This is a genomic window from Hymenobacter siberiensis, from assembly GCF_018967845.1.
GTDB lineage: Bacteria > Bacteroidota > Bacteroidia > Cytophagales > Hymenobacteraceae > Hymenobacter > Hymenobacter siberiensis.
Genome location: NZ_JAHLZZ010000001.1, coordinates 777,697 through 797,949 on the forward strand (window position 1 = coordinate 777,697; position 20,253 = coordinate 797,949).

Here is a 20,253-nt window from a genome sequence, read left to right on the forward strand (position 1 = left end):
GTAAACTTGTATTCCCTTCCCAGTCTGCGTTTCAACTGCAGCTCCTGCGTTCTTTGTTGCCCGTCCTACCCATGTATCCCACCCTCCTACCCACGAGCTTACTATCTGTTATGGAACCAACCGACCACCTACTGGCCGAAGCCAAGCGCTACGGCTATGTGGAAGCCGACGGCGTATGGCTACACCCCGTGCTGGGCCAGCCCGCCCGCCAGATTGGCTTAGTCAAAGATTCGGACGATGCCGCCCTGCGGTACTTCAGCCAACGTTTTGAAACCCTGCGCGCCAAAGTCGATTCGCTGCTGGAAAAAATGCAGGCCAGCGACAACAAAGGCTCTTTCTTGATGAAGGCGCTGCACCTCAAAGAGCAGCTCCTGACCCACGACGGCCTCGGCGATTTTGCCAGCCTGCACCGCCGCCTCACCGAGGCCGAGGATGCCATTGCCGTGACCGTGGTTCGCAACCGCGAAAAAAACCTGGCCACCAAAATCAGCTTCATCCACGAAGCCGAAGCCCTCAGCGAAAGCGTGGAGTGGATATCGGCCAGCGAGAAGGTGAAGGACCTGCGCCAGGGCTGGCTCAAGACCGGCCCCATCGACAAAGCCATGACCGACGAGCTGGAGCACCGCTTCCAGACGGCCATTCAAGTGTTTTTCGACCGCCGCAAGTCCTTTCAGTCCGATAAGAAGGCCATGGCCAACCGGGTGCAAACCCGTTACCGCGACCTTATTCAACAGGCCGAAGCCCTCAAAAACTCCGACCAGTTCGAAACCACCTCGCGCCAGCTCAAAGTGCTGCAGCAGGCCTGGCGCGACGTCAACGGCAACCTGCCTAAAAAACAGGCTTCCGAGCTCTGGACGCGCTTTCGGGCCGCCAACAACCACTTCTTCGAGCGCCTCAAGGTGCACATTGCCGTGCAGCAGTCGGCTGGTGCGCCCGGTGCCCCCGCCACGCCCGAAGTACTGCTGGCCCGCAAACGCTCCCTGGCCGAGCGCGCCGAAGCCCTGATGGCCATCCCGCCGCAGGAAGCCATTCATCAGGCCAAGTCCCTGCAAGCCGAGTGGAAGCAGGTGGGCACCGTGCGTGGCGAGGAGTCGGACCGCATCTGGCAGCGTTTTATGGTGGCCTGTGATAAGATTTTTGAGCTCAGCGCCCTCGAATATCACCTGCGCAAGCGCGCCGATGGGGCCCCCATGCCCACTGCTCCGGCCGAGCGCGCCCGGTTCCGGGCCAGCACCCTGCGCGAGCTGCTCAAGGACGACCACGAGGAGCTTAACACGCTGCGTGCCAACCTCGACAACCTCAGCCCCAGCGCCGCCAACGATGCTTTCCTGCAGATGCTGCAAACCAAAATCCGGTCGTTTGAGCGCAAAATTCGCACGAAAAACGACCTTATTGACTTGTTCAGCCAACAGGCGCAGACGGCAGGTTAACCTTGGCCGACATTTTGTGTTGTCGGTTTCAACGGCCCCGCCGTTTGTATCTTGACGGGAAACTGTTACCTTCGCCAACCCTTTTTTATCCGCTTCATTATGTATTGGACACTCGAACTTGCTTCCTACCTGGAAGATGCTCCCTGGCCCGCCACCAAAGACGAACTGATTGACTTTTCTATCCGCTCGGGTGCGCCCATGGAGGTAGTTGAGAACCTGCAAGCCTTGGAAGACGACGGCCAGCCCTACGAAAACATCGAGGAAGTATGGCCCGACTACCCGACCAAGGAGGACTTCATGTTCAACGAGGACGAATATTAGAAGTGTTGAATGTTAAATGTTGAGGGTTGAATGAATGACATTGACTTGTTGACGAGTAATAATTCGTCACTCAACCCTCAACCCTCAACAATCAACATTCAACACTTGGTTGCGGGCTACCCCGGTAGGGTGTTGGTCCGCAACCTTTTTTTGTGCCTGCCCGCGCCGGCTTTCGTGGCCGTGGTGGGACACAATGGCAGCGGCAAAACCACGCTTTTCCGGGTACTCACAGGCCAGCTACCCTATGAGGGCAGCGTCAGGCTGCACGGCCACGAAGTGCGCGACCTGCGCCGCGCCGCGACGGCTGGCCTGTTGGGCTACCTGCCGCAGCGCGGCAGCCTCGACTTTGCCATTGCCGTGCGCGAGCTGGTGGTGATGGGCCGCTACCGCCACCACGGCTTGCTAAGCGCCTATTCACTAGCTGATTATGTATTGGCCGATGCTGCCTTAGCCCGAGTGGGCATGGCCCATCTGGGCGCCCGCGATTTTACCCAGCTCTCCGGTGGCGAGCAGCAACTGGTGTGGCTGGCCCAGCTCAGCCTGCAGGATGCGCAAGTGTATTTGCTCGATGAGCCCACCCAGCAGCTTGATGTGTACTACCGTCGCCAGGTGTTCAGCCTCGTGCACGACTGGGCCACCCAGCAGGGCAAAACCGTGCTGTGCAGCACCCACGACCTCGACAACCTGCCCGCCCTCACCGGCTATCTACTAAACCTTTCGGAGCCGGAGCCGCAGCTACGCCCCCTGTCCGAAGCTACGGTGCGCGAGGCCCGAGCATGGCTGGAGCAGGCGCCGTTGGGAGTTAAGAGTTAGGAGTGCAGAGTTTGTAGTACCCATTAACTAGGGTCATTGCACCAAATGCACAGTTAGCGTTTTCTGGTTGAGCTTAAAAAAACATGTGTCGATTGCTGAATCGGAAGGCCCTTTCCAGCGCCAGGATTCGGTGAAATGATTTACTGGTTGCTCAAATAGTTACAACAGCCTCCTCACAACTTGCCTTGTTCAAAGCATGTTATTGGTCAATGCGTTGTGAGTATTAGCTCAACTATAGCAACGCTAACTGTGCATTTGGTGCAATGGCCCTACCCATTAACTCTGCACTCCTAACTCCTTTTTCCCGGTCGGCCGCGCAGGACCTGCCCGATGGACCGCATAAACGGCCCCGCCGATACCGAATTCATCACCCGCAGGTTATCGGCCCAGGAAGTTTGCTCATCCAGAAAGCGGAAGATGCGCTCCACCGGGTTGCGCTCGAAGAGCTGCCGGAAGATGTCGCGGGTCGTTTCGCCCCGCCGCTGCATGATGTCGAGCAAGAGCGTGTCGAACAGTTGGAACTGCCATTTGTCGCCGGTGGCGTTGGTGGGTGGGTGGCCGGTGGTGGCCAGCGCCGCTACCAGCCGCGCCGAGTGCTGCTGAATGCGCTTGAAGGCGTAGCCGGTGCTGGGCTTGGCCCGCCCGCCCCGCGTGCCCAGATTGATGATGTGCGCGCCGTTGCGGGCCGGTAGCGGGTGGTCGGTCATCGGAATTGCTCCTATTTCCTCAGCCACAATGCGGTACGTTTTCAGCCCGAGGGTTTCGCTCAGATACGTGCGGATTGCCGCTTCATACTCCGCTTTGGGTAATACGGTTCCCGAAAACAACGTGTATTCAACCAAGGCTTTGCGTGGTGAGAAAGGCAGCACGTAAATAAACCGGGCCTCGTGCTGCTGGGCGCCGCGAAAGTCCATGAACTCCACCGTGGCGGGGTCGAAAACGTCGGATTCGGTTTCGATTTCCCAGCCCACGAAGTGCTGTAGCAGGTAGCGATGCTTCTCGGGCTGCCGCCGCTGCGCTAAGTTGGGCGGGCGGCTGTCGAAGGCGTAGCGGGCGGTGTAGGCATCGCCATTCGCCGTGGTGGCGTGTGTGCCAGCCGGTGTGTTTTCCAACTGCTCGACATTGCCGTGCACCCGCGTGAATTGCGGATTATCAGCCAGCGCCTTCTGCACGAAGCGGTAGTAATCCAGCCCGTTGATGGTTTTGTAGCGGTAGCGGCCCAGGTCAATCACGCGCTCGAAGCCGGGGCTACGGAAAGCTATTTTGCGCCACTCGTGCGCCACAATGTCGTCGAACATCCCCGGCTCATCGGCCCAGAACGACCAGGTGCGGTCGTTCTGCATCTTGGCATCGGGCTCAATAATCAGGACTTTCTTGCCGGCCAGCCGGGGTTCCTGCGCAATGTGGTACGCCAGGCTAAGCCCCGCCGCGCCGCCGCCCACAATGAGGTAATCAAATTCTGAATTAGTGGCGGCAGCAGTTGATGACATAAGAGAAAACCCGCCAAACCGGCGGCAAACGAACGAAGCTAGTAACAAAAAAAGCCGCTCCCGAAGAAGCGGCTTTCCAATGCAATGGTTTCGAAACCGAATAGTACCGACTACAAAATCCGTGAAATCCGCTAAAATCCGAAAAATCCGTGGTCCTAGAAGTTCGGCGACAACAGGTACTTGTGGTAGAAGTCGTCGATGATTTTCACGGCTTCGCTCGCGTCGTCCACAATCTGCACCAGCTGCATATCCTCGGCCGAGATGTTGTGCTCCTCGTGCAGCATCACGTCCTCAATCCACTTAAACAGGCCGTTCCAGTAGGCCGAGCCCACCAGTACGATGGGGAAGCGGCTGATTTTTTTGGTCTGAATTAGCGTCATGGCCTCAAACAGTTCGTCGAGGGTGCCGAAACCGCCGGGCATGCCCACAAAGGCCTGCGCGTACTTCACAAACATCACCTTCCGCACAAAGAAGTAGTCGAAGTCGATGCACTTGTCCTGGTCGATGTAGATGTTGTGGGTTTGCTCGAAGGGCAACTCAATGTTGAGGCCCACCGACTTACCGCCCTCGGCGCGGGCGCCCTTATTGCCGGCTTCCATGATGCCGGGGCCGCCGCCCGTGATAACGCCGTAGCCGTGACGCACCAGCTTCGAGGCAATTTCCTCGGCCAGCTGGTAGTAAGGGTTGTCGGGCTTGGTGCGGGCCGAGCCGAAGATGCTCACGCAAGGACCAATTTTGGACATCTTCTCGAAGCCCTCCACGAACTCGGCCATCACCTTGAAAATCTGCCAGGAGTCGGCGATTTTAATCTCATTCCAGTCCTTGTCCACGAAGGCTTTGCGCAGGCGCTGCTCATCATCGATGGCCATGGCGGTCTGGCCATTGGTGGTTTGGCGCATCTCCGTGATGGAGGTGAGCTTGTCGTCGTTGACGTTGGGTTGCGTGATGGTCTTGCCGCTGCCGGCATTCAGCATGTCGTCGGAGAGTTTGGTTTTGCTGGTCTTAGCTTTTTTGATTGTAGACATATTATTCAATTGGGAATTCCTTCAAAAGCAAAATCGCCCCGGATGCGGGGCGACCAAAAGTAGGGCGTCAAAGTTATCGAATTGTTATCAAATAAAAATGCTGTGGGTTGAAAGGATTTGGTGCTATCCAATTCGTCAGGCACAGCGCAGCGCAGCCTGACGAATTGGATAGCACCAAATAACCCTATACCAGCTGGCGCAGTGCCATTTCGAACGAGCGCTGCGCAATGCCGGTGGGCTGTGCGTTCTCGGCGTGGGTGCGCTCCAGGGCCGCGCCGATGATGCGCGACGTATCGGCAAAAATGGCTTGGTCGGTGATTTCGGCGCCGGTTTCCATGAGGTAAGCAAACACGCGGGCCATGCCGCAGTTGGCAATAAAATCGGGGATAACGGCCGTGCGCTCGTCGGCAAAGACGCCGGTGGGGCCGAAGAAAATCTCGGGGTCGGCAAACGGCACGTTGGCCCCGCAGCTAATCACCTTGAGGCCGCCGGCCAGTAGCTGCTCTACCTGCCCACGCGCCACGAGGCGCGACGAAGCGGCTGGAATAAAAATATCGGCCCCCATGGACCACACTTTCTCGTTCACTTCCTCGAAGGAGAGCAAGTTGTCGGTCGTGAGCGCATTGCCCTGGCGGGCCAGCAGCAGCGCCCGGATTTCTTCCAGCCCGAAGCCCTCGGCGTTCAGCAGCCCGCCGGCCCGGTCGATAATGCCCACAATGCGCACGCCCTGGCCGGCCAGGTAATAGGCCGCCGCCGCGCCCACATTGCCCCAGCCCTGGATGATGGCACGCTGCCCGCGCAGCTCGGTGCCGGGCCAGAGGCGGTAGTAGTGACGCACGCCCTCGGCCACGCCGTAGCCGGTGATGAGGTCGGCCACGGTGTACTTGCGGGCCAGATTGGGCGAGAAGGTGGCATCTTCCACCACCTTGATAACGCCTTGGCGGAGTTGGCCGAGCTTCTGAATTTTCTGGGGCTCGGTGGCGTGGTAGTGGCCGTTCACCACGCCTTCCTGCGGGTGCCAGAGGCCGTATTCCTCGGTAATGGCGATGACTTCGTGAATCTCATCCACGTTTAGGTCGCCGCCGGTGCCATAATAATTTTTTAGCAGCGGGAACACGGCGCGGTACCAGCGCTCCAGCACGCCGCGCTTGCGGGGGTCCTGCGGGTCGAAGTTGATGCCTGACTTGGCCCCGCCAATGGCCGGCCCGGATACCGTGAACTTGACCTCCATCGTTTTGGCCAGGCTTTCTACTTCGCGCTTATCCAGGCCCTTGCGCATGCGGGTGCCACCGCCGGCGGCTCCGCCCCGCAAGGAGTTGATAACGACCCAGCCTTCGGCTTCGGTTTCGGCGTCTTTCCATTCGAAGACGATTTCGGGGCGCTTGTTTTCAAACTTGGTGAGGAGGTCAAGCATAGGGTGGGAATAGTGAAAGAATCTGCCAATAAGCAGACCCGCAAAGGTAGCGCCCGCCCCTGAAGTGGGTGGACGTCGGAAATAGCATTTCAGCAAGAAATAAAAATGAATAAATATTATAGTATTTTAGGAATAACAAACCCCTTTATCCCTATTTTGCGTAATGGTTCGGAACTACATATGTAGTACTACTGTATTGCACTTATTCTACTCTTCCACTTCTCCCTTCACTTTTTATCGATTTCATGAAACCATTGCATTCGCGTGTAGAAGCGCAACAGTTGGACCGCGCCGCGGCTATGCTCAAGGTTCTATCTCATCCTAAGCGGCTTGCCATTGTGGACCTACTAGGGAAGACAAAGGGCAAAGACAGCCAAATGTCGGTGACCGATATTTACCAGGCCCTCGACTTGCCCCAAGCCATTGCCTCGCAGCACCTCATCACCCTCAAAGACCGGGGTGTGTTGAAGTCCAGCAAAGTCGGCACGAAGATTTATTATTCGCTGGCGGTGCCCCAGCTCCTGAAAGTGATTGATACCCTGGAGGATTACTCCGCCCGCATCTAAGCTACCAACGTCCGAAGGACAAGGCTGCCTCGCAAGAGGTAGCCTTTCTTTATTTATAGGGCGGCTGGCCGAACCCCGAAGGCTGCGTGCAGGGCCAGCACCTGCGGCAGCAGGGGCAGCACATCGTCGTTGGTGAGCACGTAGTCGGCCCGTGCCATTTTCTCCTCCTCGCTAAGCTGCTTGGCCATGATGGCCTGCACATCGGCGGCCGAGCGGTGCGGGTCGCGGCGCAGTACGCGGGCCGCCCGCACCGCCAGCGGCGCAAATACGGTGATGATGCGGTCGAGCTGCTTGTAGGAGCCGGCCTCAAACAGCAGTGCGGCTTCTTTTAGCACGTAGGCGTGGCCGGCCCGGGCCTGTGCTACGGCCCATCGCTCAAAATCGGTGCCTACGTGCGGATGCACCAAGCCATTGAGCTGGGCCAGCAGCCCCGGGTTGTTGAACACGGTGCCGGCCAGCACGGGCCGGTTGAGGCGGCCGGCGGCATCATACGTAGCAGGGCCGAAGGCGGCGATGAGCTGCGCCCGTAGTTGCGCATCGTTTTCCATCACCCAGCGGGCGCGCGTATCGGCATCGTAGATGGGCACGCCCAGCGCATGAAACAAGCGGCTGACAATGCTTTTGCCCGAGCCGATTCCGCCGGTGATGCCGATGCGTAGCATGAGGAAAACTGAGATTTATGTGAATAAGCAGCTGAAACTATCGCCGCGTCTGGCGTAGCTGCACCGTGGGCACAGACGCCCGGATGCGGGCCGGCGTAACCACAATGGCCTCAACCTCTACTTCCTCCGCCTTGCCTGGGGCCGAAGCCTGGGGCGGTGCAATGGGGTAGGGGTTGGGCAGCGCCTGCACTAGGCTGGCCGGCCCCCGAAACGTAACCATGGCGGGCGTGAAGCTGGCTCTGTAGCGCCTGGCCGAGTCGGGAGGCAGGGCCAGCGGCAGCCGGCGGCTGGCATAGCGGTCGAAGGTGAGGCGCAGGGTATCGCCGGCCCACTCGGTTATCTGCACGCCTTCCAGCGCGTTTTGCAGGCCCCGGCGCCAGGCGGTGGCGGGCAGGTAGCGGGTGCCGGGCAGTGGCACGGGGCGCAGGTCGGCGGGGTGGGTGCCCCAGCCCAGGTTGGCCCGCAGCAGTCGCCAGCCCTGGCCCGTAACCGTGACGGGTAGTGCCGTCGGTAAGGACCGCATTGGCACGTAGTGCACCGAGTCGTAGTGCCAGGCCAGTGGGTAGTTCAGGCGGGTGGTGTAGGTTTTGTTCAGGGCATTCATTTGCCAGAACAGGCCCGCCGCGAGCAGGCAGGCCGTGATGGCCCGGTAAAAGCTGGGCTCCTGGCCCGCAAAGGGCCGCACGAACCAGCGCAGCAGCCAGCCTGCCCGATTCAGCGGCCCGTCCATGGGTTAAGCGGCCCCGATGGTGTCGGCTCCAGTGCCGGTGTTGGCTTTGTTGCCTACTTCGCGGGCAATGGCCGAGCGGTCGAAGCGCAGCTTGGTGCCTCGGTCCACCTCCACCACCACGGTGTCGTCGGTGAGCTCCACCACCAGCCCGTGCAGGCCACCGATAGTGACAATGCGCGAACCCTTAGCCAGCGACTGGCGGAAGGTTTTGGCATCGGTGGCCCGCTTCTGTTGCGGCCGAATCATAAAAAAATAGAAGACGCCAGCGGCAATCAGCAGAAACAGCGGCTGGGCGTAGTCGGCCCCACCGGCCGCTTTCAGTAAAAAAGTCAGAAACATGGCGTTTGAATGAAAAGCGTGGATGGCTAATTAGCCTTGGGAGTGAGTACGTTGCCTTTGATGAGCAGGGTGGTGATGCCGGGCTGGGTGTTGGCCCGTATCGCTACCTGCTTGCTGATGATGCCCTGCTTGCCCCGGCTATCAAACTGCACTTCCATCTTGCCTTCGGCCCCGGGAGCCACGGGCTCCTTGGTCCAGCTGGGCGTGGTGCAGCCGCAGGAAGCGGTAGCATCTTCAATCAGCAGCGGCGACTTGCCGGTGTTGGTAAAGGTAAACGTGTGGTGAACTTTGGAATCGGGCTGAATGTCGCCGAAGTCAAACTCGGCTTCGGCAAATTTCATCACCGGGGCGTTGGGGTTGGGCGTTTCGTTGTCGCTCACCACGTTGGGGTTGTCCACGGTGGGGTTAGCCGCGTCGGTTTCCACGGTTGCGGCGGCGTTGATGCCAGCAGTGCCCGCTTCGGGGGCTTTGTCGCGGTTGCAGGCTGCCAAGGATAAGGCGGCGGCCAGAATCAGGTACTGTTTCATAGAAAATCTAAAGTTGGTTGTCATGCTGGGCCTATGAAGCACGATAACCAAAAATTACAGTTTGTCGATAATGCTTTGGGCGAACTGGCTGGTGCTGGCTTTGCCGCCGAGGTCACCAGTGCACTCTTCCTGGTTCATGAGGGTGGCTTCCAAGGCTTTGTCTATTTGTTCCGCCTTGGCGTGCTCGCCGAGGTGGTGCAGCATCATAATGGCCGAGCGGAGCAGGGCCGTGGGGTTGGCTTTGCCTTGGCCGGCAATGTCGGGGGCCGAGCCGTGTACCGCCTCAAAAATGGCCATGTTGTCGCCGATGTTGGCGCCGGCTACCACGCCCAGGCCGCCCACCAGGCCGGCGCAGAGGTCGGACAGCAGGTCGCCGAATAGGTTGGTGGTCACAATCACGTCGAACTGCTCGGGCTTGTTCACGAGCTGCATGCACATGTTGTCGATGATTTTGTCCTCGAACACAATTTGTGGAAACTCATTGCTGGCCTCTTTGCAGGCGTTGAGCATCAGCGTACCGGCCATTTTAATGATGTTGGCTTTGTGGGCCAGCGTCACCTTTTTGCGGCCGTGCTTGGCGGCGTAGGCGAAGGCGGCGCGGCAGATTTTGCGCGAGCCTTCCACCGTGACGCGGGCAATGGCATCGGCAATGCCGAGGCGCTCATCCCATACTTCGAGGCCCGAGTACAGGCCCTCGGTATTTTCGCGAAACAGCACGAGGTCGATGCCCTCGTAGCGGGTATGAATGCCGGCCGTGGTTTTGCTGGGTCGCACGTTCTGGTAAAGGTCGTACTTCTGGCGCAGCGTCACGTTGATGCTACGGAAGCCCTTGCCCACGGGCGTAGTAATCGGGCCTTTGAGGGCCACCTTATTCTTTTCCAGTGACTTGAGCAAAGAATTCGGAATCAGCTCGCCCGACTGGTCGAACGTGGTCTGGCCGGCGTTCTGCTCCTCCCACTCGATGGGCACCTGGGCGGCAGCAAAAATAGCGGTTACTGCTTTTGTGATTTCGGGGCCTATGCCGTCGCCGGGAATAAGGGTTACTAGGTGCATCGTAATTGGTAATAAATGACTGAATGAGAAAGCAAAGAACGGAATGAGTGAATGAGTGAAGACTGAATTTTCATCGGCCGGTCACTCATTCTCCCATTCCGTCAATCACTTAGGCACCCGTAAAAAAAATTAAGCGCCTTTGCGGGAGTTAATCTGGTTGATGAGCTGGTCAACATCGCCGAGCAGCTGTTCGGCTTTCGATTTGGCATCGGAAATCACGCGCTGACCTTCGCTTTTAGCGGTAGACTGGCCAATGCCTTCGCGGCTGGTTACGAGGCTGTCGGTGAGGTCGGCGAGTACCGAGCGGTACTTTTCGAGCTGGTAGCTGAGCCAGGAGCGGGTTTCGGTGCCGGGTTCGGGGGCATAGAGCAAGCCAAGGGCCGCGCCGGTGAGGGCGCCGCCCGCGAAGCACAGGATGCCGGTGGTGGTTTTGCTGGCCATGGTCGTTGGGTTAGGGAAGAGGGGTGAGAGTGTTTTCAGTATTGCCTACGCAGAAACGCGGGGCCGTAGATGCAAAAGTAGCGTAGTGCGGGCTTCAGTACGTGGTTCAGGTCAGGCCTGTGGGTTGACACTGCCGGCTGAAACCCGCATTGCTGTGCTATTGGTTATCCAGCAGGCCGCGGCCCGATTTACGAATGTCGCCGCTGGCGGCCAAATCCGTCGCCAGCTTGTCCAGAATGCCGTTCACAAATTGCTTGCTCTTGGGCGTGCTGTAGAGCTTGCTGATTTCAATGTACTCGTTGATAGTGACTTTCACTGGAATGCCGCGAAACAGCTGCATCTCGGTCAGCGCCATTTTCAGGATTATTTTATCGAGCAACGCCACGCGCTCCACATCCCAGTTCTGCACCGAGCCGGCGATGAGCTTCTCCATCTTGTCATCCTCAATGAGCGTTTGCTTATAGAGGGTTTCGGCAAACTCGCGGTCGTCGGCCCAGTTGGCCGAGAGGTTCATGAGCTCCTGCGTGGGCTCGGCGGCGAAGGGTAGCATTTTCAGCGTCTTCAGCACCAGGTTGCGCACGATGGGCCGGTTTTCCTCCCAGTTCAGGTCGTCGGATTCGAGCTGGCGCGGCAGCGCTTCGCCTTTAAACACGAAGTCCTTATAGATATGACGCAGGATTTCAAGGTCCGTGTCGTAGTCCATCTCGGGCTGGTCGATGTCCTTGCCGTTGAGGTAAGCCCGCACGGTTTCGTCGGCCTTCATCTCCTCCCAGGCAGCGCGCAGGGCTTCGAGCTCCTCATTGCCCTCCCAGGCCAGCTTGCGCCGGATGGTCTGAGTCTGGAGTTGCTCGTTGGCCATCAGCTTGGCAATAGACATGTTACGGTGCAGGCGGGTAGCATCCTGGGCATCCTCGCGGGGGCCGAGGCGGCGGCGTCCCTCGCGGCTCTGCTCCTCCTCAATCACGCCGAGCAAAGCGGCGGGCAGGTTCAGCAGGTGCAGGTACTGGTCGTGGATGCTTTCGGCACCCACCAGCAGCTGCCCGCCGTAGAACTCGCCGTCCTTCTTCACCTGGTTCTGGAAGGAGTTGATGGCATCGGTCACGGCCTTGTCCACGGCTTTATCGTCCGTCTTTTCGGGCATTGTGCCGGTGCGGTACCAGTCGCGCAGCTGGGCTTCGCCCATCTTGCGCTGGCCTTCCAGCTGGCGGCGGTCGGGGGCCTCTTTGGCCGTCAGGTCGGGCTCGAAAGCAGCCGCGATGCGGTCCTGTGCCAGCATCAAATCGGCTCCCACCGCCTGGTGGTAGGAGTAGAGCGACTGCATGACTTTGATACGGAGGAGGCGGCGGTTGAGCATATTGGTCTGGTAATCAGTATTAGGTAATCAGTAGTCGGAAAAAAGAACGTCATGTTGAGCGCAGCCGAAGCATCTCGCGTGCAGTAGTAATCAATAATGATTGCAACGAAGCGAGCGAGATGCTTCGGCTGCGCTCAGCATGACGTTCTTCTTAATATGTCGACTTCACCCGGCCCACGTTGGCAATGCGCTCCTTAGCCTGCCGGATGGCGGCGGCTTGCGGGTGCGTGCCTTCTTCGTCGGCCTTGGCCAACACCTGGAGGGTGAAATCGTAGATTTTTTCGGTTTGGGTGAGGGCACCCTGGCGGCTGCCGCCGGTTACTTCGGAATACACGTTGATGAGGCCGCCGGCGTTGATGAGGAAGTCGGGGGCATACACGATGCCGCGGCGCACCAGCTCGGGGCCGTGCTGGTTTTCGTTTTTGAGCTGGTTGTTGGCGCAGCCGGCCACCACGCGAGCCTTCAGGCGCGGAATGGTGTCGTCGTTGAGGGTGGCACCCAGCGCGCAGGGCGAGTAAATGTCCATTTCCTGGTCGTAGATGGCATCGAGGCCCACGGCGGTAGCGCCGAAGCGGTTGGCCGCGTCCAGGGCGCGGTCTTCGTAGTAATCGGTTACGATGAGCTTGGCGCCCTCTTTCTGCAGGTGCTCCAGCAGGTAGGTGCCCACGTGGCCCGTGCCCTGCACGCCGATGCGCTTACCAGCCAGGCTCTCGGAGCCAAATGCCTTTTTGGCGGCGGCTTTCATGCCCATGTACACGCCGTAGGCCGTCACCGGCGAGGGGTCGCCGCTGCCGCCCATGCTCTCGGGCAGGCCGGCGACGTGCTTGGTTTCCATGCGGATGTACTCCATGTCCTTGGTGGTCATGTTCACATCCTCGGCCGTGATGTACTTGCCGTTCAGGTTCTTCACGAAGCGGCCAAACTTGCGCAGCAGGGCTTCGGTCTTCAGCGTGGCGGCGTCGCCGATGATGACGGCCTTGCCGCCGCCTAGGTTCAGGCCCGAGATGGCGGCCTTGTAGGTCATGCCGCGCGAGAGGCGCAGCACATCGTTCAAGGCTTCGGCATCGGAAGCGTAGTGCCACATGCGCGTGCCGCCGAGGGCAGGCCCGAGCACGGTATTGTGAATGCCGATAATGGCCTTGAGGCCAGTCTCGTGGTCGTGGCAATACACGATTTGCTCGTGCTGATGCTCGGCAATCTGGCCGAAAATCGACTCGGGGGCGACAATCTGGGTTTCAATCATGGGAAATGAATTGAAGGTTGGTGGGAATTGTGGGATGGATGGGTGAGAACAGTACGGCGTAACTTTGTTGCGTTCTAGCTATACGGAAAAACCCGAACGTCATGCTGAGCTTGTCGAAGCATCTCTACCGCGTAAGTAAATAATTACTATTGCGGTAGAGATGCTTCGACAAGCTCAGCATGACGTTCGGATTGACTATTGACTTTACGTTTCAAGCCGCAAAAGTACCGCTATTTTCCTGAACCGGCCCCTTTCAATCCTTGCCCGTGCGCGCTCTCAACGCCGTTAACCCCTTCATCTTTCGCTACAAGTGGCATTTCCTCGCCGGGCTGCTGTTCGTAGCACTGAGTACCTTGCTGGCCATTTTTCCGGCTCAGCTGGTGCGCTACGCCTTCGATTTGGTGAACGAGGGCATCGACCTCTACCATCTCTACGCCGGTACGCAGGCCCAGAGCAGCGTGTACCAGCTTTTTGGGCGTAATGTGCTGTTCTACGGGGTGCTCATCATTGTGCTGGCTCTGCTGCGGGGCATCTTCCTGTTCTTCATGCGCCAGACGCTCATCGTGATGTCGCGCCACATTGAGAACGACCAGAAGAACCAGATTTACCAGCATTACCAGTCGCTACCGCTCAGCTTCTACCGCCGCCACAGCACCGGCGATTTGATGTCGCGCATCAGTGAGGACGTGAGCCGGGTGCGCATGTATCTCGGGCCGGCCATTATGTATTTCCTGCAGCTGGTGCTGCTGTTTCTGCTCATCGTGCCGCTCATGCTCATGGTGAACGTGAAGCTGACGCTCTACACGCTGCTGCCGCTGCCGGTACTGTCAGTCAGCATCTTCTATGTTAACAACCTGATTGAGCGCAAGTCCGACGAAATCCAGCGGGCGCTGTCGGGCATGACTACCTTCGTGCAGGAGGCTTTCTCGGGAATTCGGGTATTGAAATCCTTTGTGCGCGAGCAGGATTCGCACGCGCAATTCTCCGCCGCCAGCAACGAGTACAAGGAAAAGTCGCTGAGCCTGAACTTCGTGAACTCGCTGTTTTTTCCGCTCATCCTGTTTCTCATTGGCCTGAGCACGCTCATCACGGTGTGGGTAGGTGGGCAGGAGGTTATTCGCGGCACCATCACCACGGGCACCATCGCCGAGTTCCTGATTTACGTGAACCTGCTCACCTGGCCGGTTACGGCGCTGGGCTGGACGTCGTCGCTGGTGCAGCGGGCCGAGGCCTCGCAGGCCCGCATCAACGAGTTTCTGGACCAGAAAACCGACATCATCTCGCGCCAGGACGTGCAGCGAGAATTGGAAGGCGATATCGTGTTCGAAAACGTGTCCTTCACCTACCCCGATACCGGCATCCAGGCCCTGAAAAACGTCAGCTTCCGCGTGAAGCCGGGCCAGACGCTGGCCGTTATTGGCAATACCGGCTCGGGCAAAACCACCGTGGCCGCGCTGCTCTGCCGCCTCTACGACGTGTCGGCTGGCAAAATCAAAATTGATGGTACCGATGTGCGCGACTACTCGCTGCGCGCCCTGCGCGGCCAGATTGGCTACGTGCCACAGGACGTGTTCCTGTTCTCCGACAGCATCCGCAACAACATCAACTTCGGCCTCGATGAGCCCAACGAGGCCCGCATGCTGCAAGCCGCGAAGGATGCTGACGTGTACGAGAATATCCGCGCCTTCCCCGAGGGCTTCGATACCAAAGTGGGCGAACGGGGCATCACGCTCTCGGGCGGCCAGAAGCAGCGCGTGAGCATGGCCCGCGCCTTGGTAAAGGAGCCCAAAATTCTGATTCTGGATGACTCGCTTTCCGCCGTCGATACTAAGACGGAAAATGCCATCCTCGGCAGCCTCCAGCGCATTATGGCGGCGCGCACCAGCCTCATTATCTCGCACCGCGTTTCGTCGGTGAAGCTGGCCGATGAAATCCTGGTGCTCGACGATGGCATCATCGTGCAGCACGGCACCCATGATGCCCTCATGGCTGACACCACCGGCCTCTACCGCGCCCTCTACGACCGACAGCTCCAAACCGAAGAAGCGTAGCGATGTAGCGCGGACTTTTAGTCCGCGAATCCAACCATCTCACTCGCGGACTAAAAGTCCGCGCTACTGCTTATGAACCAACACATCGCCCACGTCACCCTGCTCGTTCGTGAATACGACGAAGCCATTGCCTTCTACACCACCGTGCTGGGCTTCATGCTCGCCTCCGACCTCGATATGGGCGACGGCAAGCGCTGGGTAGTGATAGCGCCGCCCGGCCCCGCCGGCTGCAGCCTGCTGCTGGCCGAAGCCAAAACCGACGAAGAAAAACAAGCCGTGGGCCGGCAGGGGGCCGGCCGCGTCTGGCTGTTTCTGCACACCGACGACTTCTGGCGCGACCACCCGGTGCTGCAGGCCCGCGGCCTGCACTTTCTCGAAACCCCGCGCAGCGAGGTGTACGGCCACGTAGCCGTATTCGAAGACCTGTACGGTAACAAGTGGGACCTGCTGGAGCCGTTGGGCTAAAAGAAATGCCAGCTAATAAACCAAACGGCCGCCTTGCTGAGCAGGGCGGCCGTTTGGTTTATTGGCTGGCGAGGGTGTGGGCTTGGGCTACTGCCCAATCATGACGCGGCGCATGCCGGTTTTCTCATACGCCGTGCAGCGCACGATGTAGGCCCCGGCCGGCAGCTGGCTCACGTTGAGCACGGCCGGGGTCTGGCCATTCATCATGGTGTGGGTGATGACGGGGCGGCCGCCCGTATCGGTCACTTCCACGCGGGTGGGGCCGGGATTGTCGGTTTTCACGGTGAGATGGCCGGCTACGGCATCGGCTTTCACCTTAATGGCGTTGGGGTTAGCGGCCGGGGTTTCGGGGGCCAGCGCGATGCGGCCCGTGCCCTCGGCTGTCGGCGCTGAGGCAGCGGGAGCTGCCGGAGGGGCTGCTATTACGCCGCTGGGCAAAATTGCTTCTTCTTTGGCGGGGGCAGCAACGGCCGTAGCCGGGCTGGCGGATGTCGGGGCCTGGGCCTGCGCCGCCGCCGAAGCCAACGTGCTGGCCAACACAAGTAGTAATAACTTTTTCATAAGTAGGATAAGAACAAGATGGGGTAAATTGGCTTGCGTAAAGCTAAGCAATTATGAAACCGCTTGGGCCAAAACCGCTCCAAAAACCGGCTACAGGCCACTGTGGGCAAAATTTTATTTTCGCAGAGCTTGCACATGAATCAAAAATAATCTTACCTTTGTCGCTCCAATACCAAACGGGGTGTAGCGTAGCCTGGTATCGCGCCAGCATGGGGTGCTGGAGGTCGTAGGTTCGAATCCTGCCACTCCGACGGAAGAGCAGCCGCTCTTATAAAGCCTTCGAACTCTCGGGTTCGGAGGCTTTTTTCGGCCGCTTAATATTGGAAATAGAAACAGGCCGCCCCATCGGCCTGCTTTCGGGGTGTAGCGCAGCCCGGTAGCGCGCGTCGTTCGGGACGACGAGGCCGTAGGTTCGAATCCTGCCACCCCGACCCGAGAATGAAAAGGCCCTCTCCATTGCTGGAGAGGGCCTTTTTTTGCTCATATACATACCGGAATGCAGCTTAAGCGCGTTTCGGCGCTTTCCATCATTTTATCCCCACTTTTTCCTCCTTCTTTTCCATGAAAAACAACCTTCTACTGCTTGCCTTGCTGGGTGGCACCGCCACGGCAGCGCACGCCCAAACTGCTATTCCGGCTGGCACCGTGTCGCTCGGGGGCAGCGTGGGATACTACCGGCATACCACCAATGCTTAGGTGACGGGCTCCAACTTAAGCAGCGAATCGGTGAATAGCCAATTCCAGATTGCGCCCTCGGTGGGCTATTTCGTGGCCGACAATCTGGCTGTGGGCCTGAGCCTGGGCTATACGGCCACTAAAAACACTTATAACAGCACCTTTTCGAATAATCTCTCGGACCTTGCCCCTAATACAACTTTCCGGAGCGGTGCCTATGTGCAGTACTGCAAAATGCTGACTGACCAGTTTGGGCTGGTAGGTACCCTCGGAGGCGGCTATCAGTACAATCGCACCACCTACATTTATGGGCCGGCTGGAAACATGAATTCTGGTGAAACAAAGCAGAAGGGGTATTATGCCAGTCTGACGCCGGGCATTATTTGCTTCCCTGTTCCGAAGCTGGGTATTAGTGCCACCGTAGGCAGCTTGGCCTACAGCCGGCTAAAGGAAACACCTACTAGCGGGGAGCCAGTTACCACCGATTTTGGCGCGAGTTTCGGCCTGAGCCAGCTGCAGTTCGGTGGCACTTACTACTTCGGCCGCTAAACGGAGGTGTTTGCAACAGCAAAAAGCCTTCCGGCCCATTGGCCGGAAGGCTTTTTTGTGCGCTGTGGTGCCGTTGCCTGCTGCTACTTCACGCCCACCCACACTTCCGACTCCTCGTTGGCCCCGAAACGCTCCAGGTAGAAGTCGCCGCGCTGCGTCAGCTTCTGCTTTTTCACGGCCTCGAAAGCGGCGGGGTAGAGCTTGTTGGGGGCCAGCAGGTAGCTCACGCCCGTGAGGCGGGCGGCTAGGATACGCTGCCCGGCCGGCACCACGCGGTAGCGGAAGCCGGCGGGCAGGGCTTGGGTGGTATCGGGCAGGGCCAGGCCGATGAAGGCCTGAATGGTGTCGTGGGCCGTTTCGGGGTCGTTGAGGTAAAGGTTGGCGAGGTCGCCGTGCAGGCGTATCTGGGCATCCTTGGCCTGGCGGAACAGGTTGCCGAAGGAATCGCCGGTAACCTTGCCGTGGAAGGGCTGGCCGGCCAGATACAGCGGCACAGCGGTGGTTTCGAGAGTGATTTTAGGCTCGCGGGTGCCGCCGAGGTAGGCGTAGGTGCTGGCCGCGATGAGCGTGAGCAGGATGATGGCGAGGAAGAGGTAGCGCATGAGTAAGTGAGTAAATGGGTAAATGGGTAAGTGAGTAGATGAGTAAGTAAAGCGGTGCCGGGCCACTTTACTCACTTACTCATCTGCTCACTTACTCAGTCACTGCTAGCCACCACGTACTGCATGCGGTAGAGCTGGGCGTAGTAGCCGCCCTCAATGCGCAGGAGCTCTTCGTGGGTGCCGGTTTCCTTGATTTCGCCCTTGTCGAGGACGATGATTTTATCGGCTTTCTGAATCGTGCTCAGGCGGTGGGCGATGACGAGCGAGGTGCGGCCCTGCATCAGCTTTTCGATGGCTTCCTGAATCAATTCCTCGGTTTCGGAATCGACGGAGGATGTGGCTTCGTCGAGCACGATGATGTGGGGCTGGTACACCATGGCCCGCACGAAGCTGATGAGCTGGCGCTGGCCCACCGAGAGCGTGGCGCCGCGCTCCATCACGGGATAGCCGAGGCCGTTGGGCAGGCGCTCAATGAAGCGGCGGGCCCCCACGAGGTCGGCCGCTTCCCAGATTTGCTGGTCGGTGATGGTCTGGTTGCCGAGGGTGATGTTGTCGCGGATGCTGCCGGCAAAGAGGAACACATCCTGGAGGACCACGCCAATCTGGCGGCGCAGCAGGCTCAGGTCGTAGTCGCGCAGGTCGCGGCCATCAATCAGTATGTTACCTTCCTGAATATCGTAGAAGCGGCTGAGCAGGTTAATAATACTGGTTTTGCCCGCGCCGGTGGCTCCCACGAAGGCAATGGTCTGGCCGGGCTTGACGTGGAAGCTGATGTCCTTGAGCACCCAGTCGGGCTCGTTGTAAGCGAATTTGACGTGCTTGAACTCCACATCGCCCCGCAGCTCGGCGGGGGCGTAGGTGCCGGTGGTGGCGATGATGTCCTGGTTGTCGAGCAGCTTGAGCAGGCGCTCGGTGCTCACCAGGCCCAGCTGCAGGGTGTTGAACCGGTCGGCAATCTGCCGGATGGGGCGGAAAAACAGTGCGTTGTACATAATGAAGGCGATGAGGGCACCCTTCGAAATCGAGCCCTCAATCTGGCCCTGGGCGGCGTACCACACCAGCAGGCCCACTCCGATAGCGCCCAGCACCTCGGCCACCGGAAAGTAGATGCTGTAGTAGAGCACCGAGCGGATGTTGGCATCGGTGTGCTCCTTGTTGATGGCTTCGAACTTGCGGAACTCGCGCTCCTCGTTGTTGAAAATCTGGACCACGTTCATGCCCGTGAGGTGCTCCTGCACGAAGGAGTTGAGCTTGGCCACGGCCGTGCGCACATCCTGAAACGAGCCCTTGATTTTCTCCTTGAACACGTACGTGCTGAACAGCAGCGGCGGAATCACCGACAGGCTGATGAGCGTGAGCCGCCAGTCGATGTAAAACATGAAGGCCATGATGAAAAGCAGCTGCAGAATGTCGCCCACCATGGCCGCCAGACCCTCGCTGAATACGTCGGACAGGGTTTCCACGTCGGAAATGTTGCGGGTTACGAGCACACCAATGGGCGTCTGGTCAAAAAACTTAAGCTTGAGACTGAGCAGGTGCTGATAGAGGTCGGTGCGGATATCGCGCACGATGTACTGGCCCAGCCAGCCGCCGTAGTACGTCTGTAGGTAGCTCACGCCGGCGTGGGCCACCAGCAGCACCAGCAGCAGCATAAACATGAAGTTCAGGCTCTTCATATCGCCCTGCTCGATGCTCACATCGACCATGCGCTGAATGAGGAAGGGCCGCAGCGTACCCAGCACGGCTGTGGCTACGGTGAGCACAATGAGGCCGATGAAGACGCGCCGATAGGGGCGCACGTAGCCGAGCAGGCGGCGCAGCACGGCCCAGTCGAAGACCTGGCCGGTTTTGGGGGCGGAAGTGGTGGGGTCCATAAGTGGGGGCAAAGGTCGGTAAGAACAAGCAGTGGCGAGCGGAGTTCGCGGCGGGTTGGTAAGTGGCG

Annotated in this window: 22 protein-coding genes and 2 tRNA genes; 10 read left to right on the forward strand and 14 right to left on the reverse strand. The window is 59.0% G+C overall.

The window, feature by feature from the left end; translation table 11 throughout:
- Nucleotides 1-110 precede the first annotated feature (110 nt).
- The 3 genes from KQ661_RS03320 to KQ661_RS03330 all read left to right on the forward strand — a co-directional run bounded on the left by KQ661_RS03320 (nucleotide 111) and on the right by KQ661_RS03330 (nucleotide 2,564).
- On the forward strand, nucleotides 111-1,430 hold the full coding sequence (locus KQ661_RS03320; RefSeq protein ID WP_216685645.1) for a DUF349 domain-containing protein: 1,320 nt from the start codon (nucleotides 111-113) through the stop codon (nucleotides 1,428-1,430).
- 99 nt (nucleotides 1,431-1,529) lie between these two features.
- On the forward strand, nucleotides 1,530-1,751 hold the full coding sequence (locus KQ661_RS03325) for a DUF2795 domain-containing protein (RefSeq protein ID WP_035561220.1): 222 nt from the start codon (nucleotides 1,530-1,532) through the stop codon (nucleotides 1,749-1,751).
- Between the two features lie 129 nt (nucleotides 1,752-1,880).
- Entirely contained in the window at nucleotides 1,881-2,564 is a 684-nt protein-coding gene (locus KQ661_RS03330) for an ABC transporter ATP-binding protein (RefSeq protein ID WP_226929785.1), read from the forward strand.
- A gap of 290 nt (nucleotides 2,565-2,854) precedes the next feature.
- Here KQ661_RS03330 and KQ661_RS03335 read toward each other — a convergent pair whose 3' ends face one another.
- From KQ661_RS03335 to KQ661_RS03345, 3 genes are all read right to left on the reverse strand, one after another.
- Entirely contained in the window at nucleotides 2,855-4,054 is a 1,200-nt protein-coding gene (locus tag KQ661_RS03335) for a lycopene cyclase family protein (protein ID WP_216685647.1), read from the reverse strand.
- 155 nt (nucleotides 4,055-4,209) lie between these two features.
- Nucleotides 4,210-4,953 carry an LOG family protein gene (locus KQ661_RS03340; protein WP_226915881.1) on the reverse strand — a complete coding sequence of 248 codons (744 nt, stop codon included), beginning with the start codon at nucleotides 4,951-4,953 and terminating at the stop codon, nucleotides 4,210-4,212.
- A 310-nt stretch (nucleotides 4,954-5,263) separates the two neighbouring features.
- Nucleotides 5,264-6,493: a Glu/Leu/Phe/Val dehydrogenase dimerization domain-containing protein gene (locus KQ661_RS03345; RefSeq protein ID WP_216679354.1), complete on the reverse strand. Its 1,230-nt coding sequence runs from the start codon at nucleotides 6,491-6,493 to the stop codon at nucleotides 5,264-5,266.
- Nucleotides 6,494-6,738: 245 nt separating this feature from the next.
- Between KQ661_RS03345 and KQ661_RS03350 the strand changes: the two genes are divergently transcribed.
- Complete coding sequence (locus KQ661_RS03350) at nucleotides 6,739-7,059, forward strand: ArsR/SmtB family transcription factor (RefSeq protein ID WP_216679355.1); 321 nt, start codon at nucleotides 6,739-6,741, stop codon at nucleotides 7,057-7,059.
- Between the two features lie 53 nt (nucleotides 7,060-7,112).
- On the opposite strand, the gene coaE is transcribed toward KQ661_RS03350, so the two are convergent.
- The 8 genes from coaE to KQ661_RS03390 all read right to left on the reverse strand — a co-directional run bounded on the left by coaE (nucleotide 7,113) and on the right by KQ661_RS03390 (nucleotide 13,408).
- Nucleotides 7,113-7,721 carry a dephospho-CoA kinase gene (coaE, locus tag KQ661_RS03355; protein WP_216685648.1) on the reverse strand — a complete coding sequence of 203 codons (609 nt, stop codon included), beginning with the start codon at nucleotides 7,719-7,721 and terminating at the stop codon, nucleotides 7,113-7,115.
- Between the two features lie 37 nt (nucleotides 7,722-7,758).
- Nucleotides 7,759-8,451: a YbbR-like domain-containing protein gene (locus KQ661_RS03360; protein WP_216685649.1), complete on the reverse strand. Its 693-nt coding sequence runs from the start codon at nucleotides 8,449-8,451 to the stop codon at nucleotides 7,759-7,761.
- Between the two features lie 3 nt (nucleotides 8,452-8,454).
- Nucleotides 8,455-8,790 (reverse strand): preprotein translocase subunit YajC, encoded by a 336-nt coding sequence (gene yajC / locus KQ661_RS03365; RefSeq protein WP_168671715.1) that lies wholly within the window; start codon nucleotides 8,788-8,790, stop codon nucleotides 8,455-8,457.
- Between the two features lie 26 nt (nucleotides 8,791-8,816).
- Nucleotides 8,817-9,317, reverse strand: a complete 501-nt coding sequence (locus KQ661_RS03370; protein ID WP_216679358.1) for a DUF1573 domain-containing protein — start codon at nucleotides 9,315-9,317, stop codon at nucleotides 8,817-8,819.
- A 54-nt stretch (nucleotides 9,318-9,371) separates the two neighbouring features.
- Complete coding sequence (locus KQ661_RS03375) at nucleotides 9,372-10,370, reverse strand: isocitrate/isopropylmalate dehydrogenase family protein (protein WP_216679359.1); 999 nt, start codon at nucleotides 10,368-10,370, stop codon at nucleotides 9,372-9,374.
- Nucleotides 10,371-10,499: 129 nt separating this feature from the next.
- Entirely contained in the window at nucleotides 10,500-10,811 is a 312-nt protein-coding gene (locus KQ661_RS03380; protein ID WP_216679360.1) for a YtxH domain-containing protein, read from the reverse strand.
- Nucleotides 10,812-10,968: 157 nt separating this feature from the next.
- Complete coding sequence (gene nusB, locus KQ661_RS03385; RefSeq protein ID WP_216679361.1) at nucleotides 10,969-12,165, reverse strand: transcription antitermination factor NusB; 1,197 nt, start codon at nucleotides 12,163-12,165, stop codon at nucleotides 10,969-10,971.
- Between the two features lie 151 nt (nucleotides 12,166-12,316).
- Nucleotides 12,317-13,408, reverse strand: coding sequence for a Glu/Leu/Phe/Val dehydrogenase dimerization domain-containing protein (locus KQ661_RS03390; protein ID WP_216679362.1), 1,092 nt, complete (start codon nucleotides 13,406-13,408; stop codon nucleotides 12,317-12,319).
- A gap of 266 nt (nucleotides 13,409-13,674) precedes the next feature.
- Between KQ661_RS03390 and KQ661_RS03395 the strand changes: the two genes are divergently transcribed.
- Together KQ661_RS03395 and KQ661_RS03400 are read left to right on the forward strand one after the other, a co-directional pair.
- Entirely contained in the window at nucleotides 13,675-15,459 is a 1,785-nt protein-coding gene (locus tag KQ661_RS03395) for an ABC transporter ATP-binding protein (protein ID WP_216685650.1), read from the forward strand.
- Nucleotides 15,460-15,531: 72 nt separating this feature from the next.
- Nucleotides 15,532-15,924: a VOC family protein gene (locus KQ661_RS03400; RefSeq protein WP_216685651.1), complete on the forward strand. Its 393-nt coding sequence runs from the start codon at nucleotides 15,532-15,534 to the stop codon at nucleotides 15,922-15,924.
- Between the two features lie 87 nt (nucleotides 15,925-16,011).
- Here KQ661_RS03400 and KQ661_RS03405 read toward each other — a convergent pair whose 3' ends face one another.
- Nucleotides 16,012-16,485, reverse strand: a complete 474-nt coding sequence (locus tag KQ661_RS03405; protein WP_216685652.1) for a T9SS type A sorting domain-containing protein — start codon at nucleotides 16,483-16,485, stop codon at nucleotides 16,012-16,014.
- Nucleotides 16,486-16,662: 177 nt separating this feature from the next.
- On the opposite strand from KQ661_RS03405, the gene KQ661_RS03410 reads away from it, so the two are divergent.
- From KQ661_RS03410 to KQ661_RS03420, 4 genes are all read left to right on the forward strand, one after another.
- Nucleotides 16,663-16,736: transfer RNA gene (locus KQ661_RS03410), tRNA-Pro, on the forward strand.
- A 106-nt stretch (nucleotides 16,737-16,842) separates the two neighbouring features.
- Nucleotides 16,843-16,916 (forward strand) — tRNA-Pro (locus KQ661_RS03415).
- A gap of 130 nt (nucleotides 16,917-17,046) precedes the next feature.
- Nucleotides 17,047-17,181 (forward strand): hypothetical protein, encoded by a 135-nt coding sequence (locus KQ661_RS22480; RefSeq protein WP_262898291.1) that lies wholly within the window; start codon nucleotides 17,047-17,049, stop codon nucleotides 17,179-17,181.
- Nucleotides 17,182-17,211: 30 nt separating this feature from the next.
- Complete coding sequence (locus KQ661_RS03420) at nucleotides 17,212-17,709, forward strand: autotransporter domain-containing protein (protein WP_216685653.1); 498 nt, start codon at nucleotides 17,212-17,214, stop codon at nucleotides 17,707-17,709.
- 83 nt (nucleotides 17,710-17,792) lie between these two features.
- Here the strand turns inward: KQ661_RS03420 and KQ661_RS03425 are convergent, their stop codons facing one another.
- Both KQ661_RS03425 and KQ661_RS03430 read right to left on the reverse strand, forming a co-directional pair.
- Nucleotides 17,793-18,311, reverse strand: a complete 519-nt coding sequence (locus KQ661_RS03425) for a hypothetical protein (protein ID WP_216679369.1) — start codon at nucleotides 18,309-18,311, stop codon at nucleotides 17,793-17,795.
- A gap of 95 nt (nucleotides 18,312-18,406) precedes the next feature.
- Nucleotides 18,407-20,185 carry an ABC transporter ATP-binding protein gene (locus KQ661_RS03430; protein WP_216679370.1) on the reverse strand — a complete coding sequence of 593 codons (1,779 nt, stop codon included), beginning with the start codon at nucleotides 20,183-20,185 and terminating at the stop codon, nucleotides 18,407-18,409.
- Nucleotides 20,186-20,253: the final 68 nt, after the last annotated feature.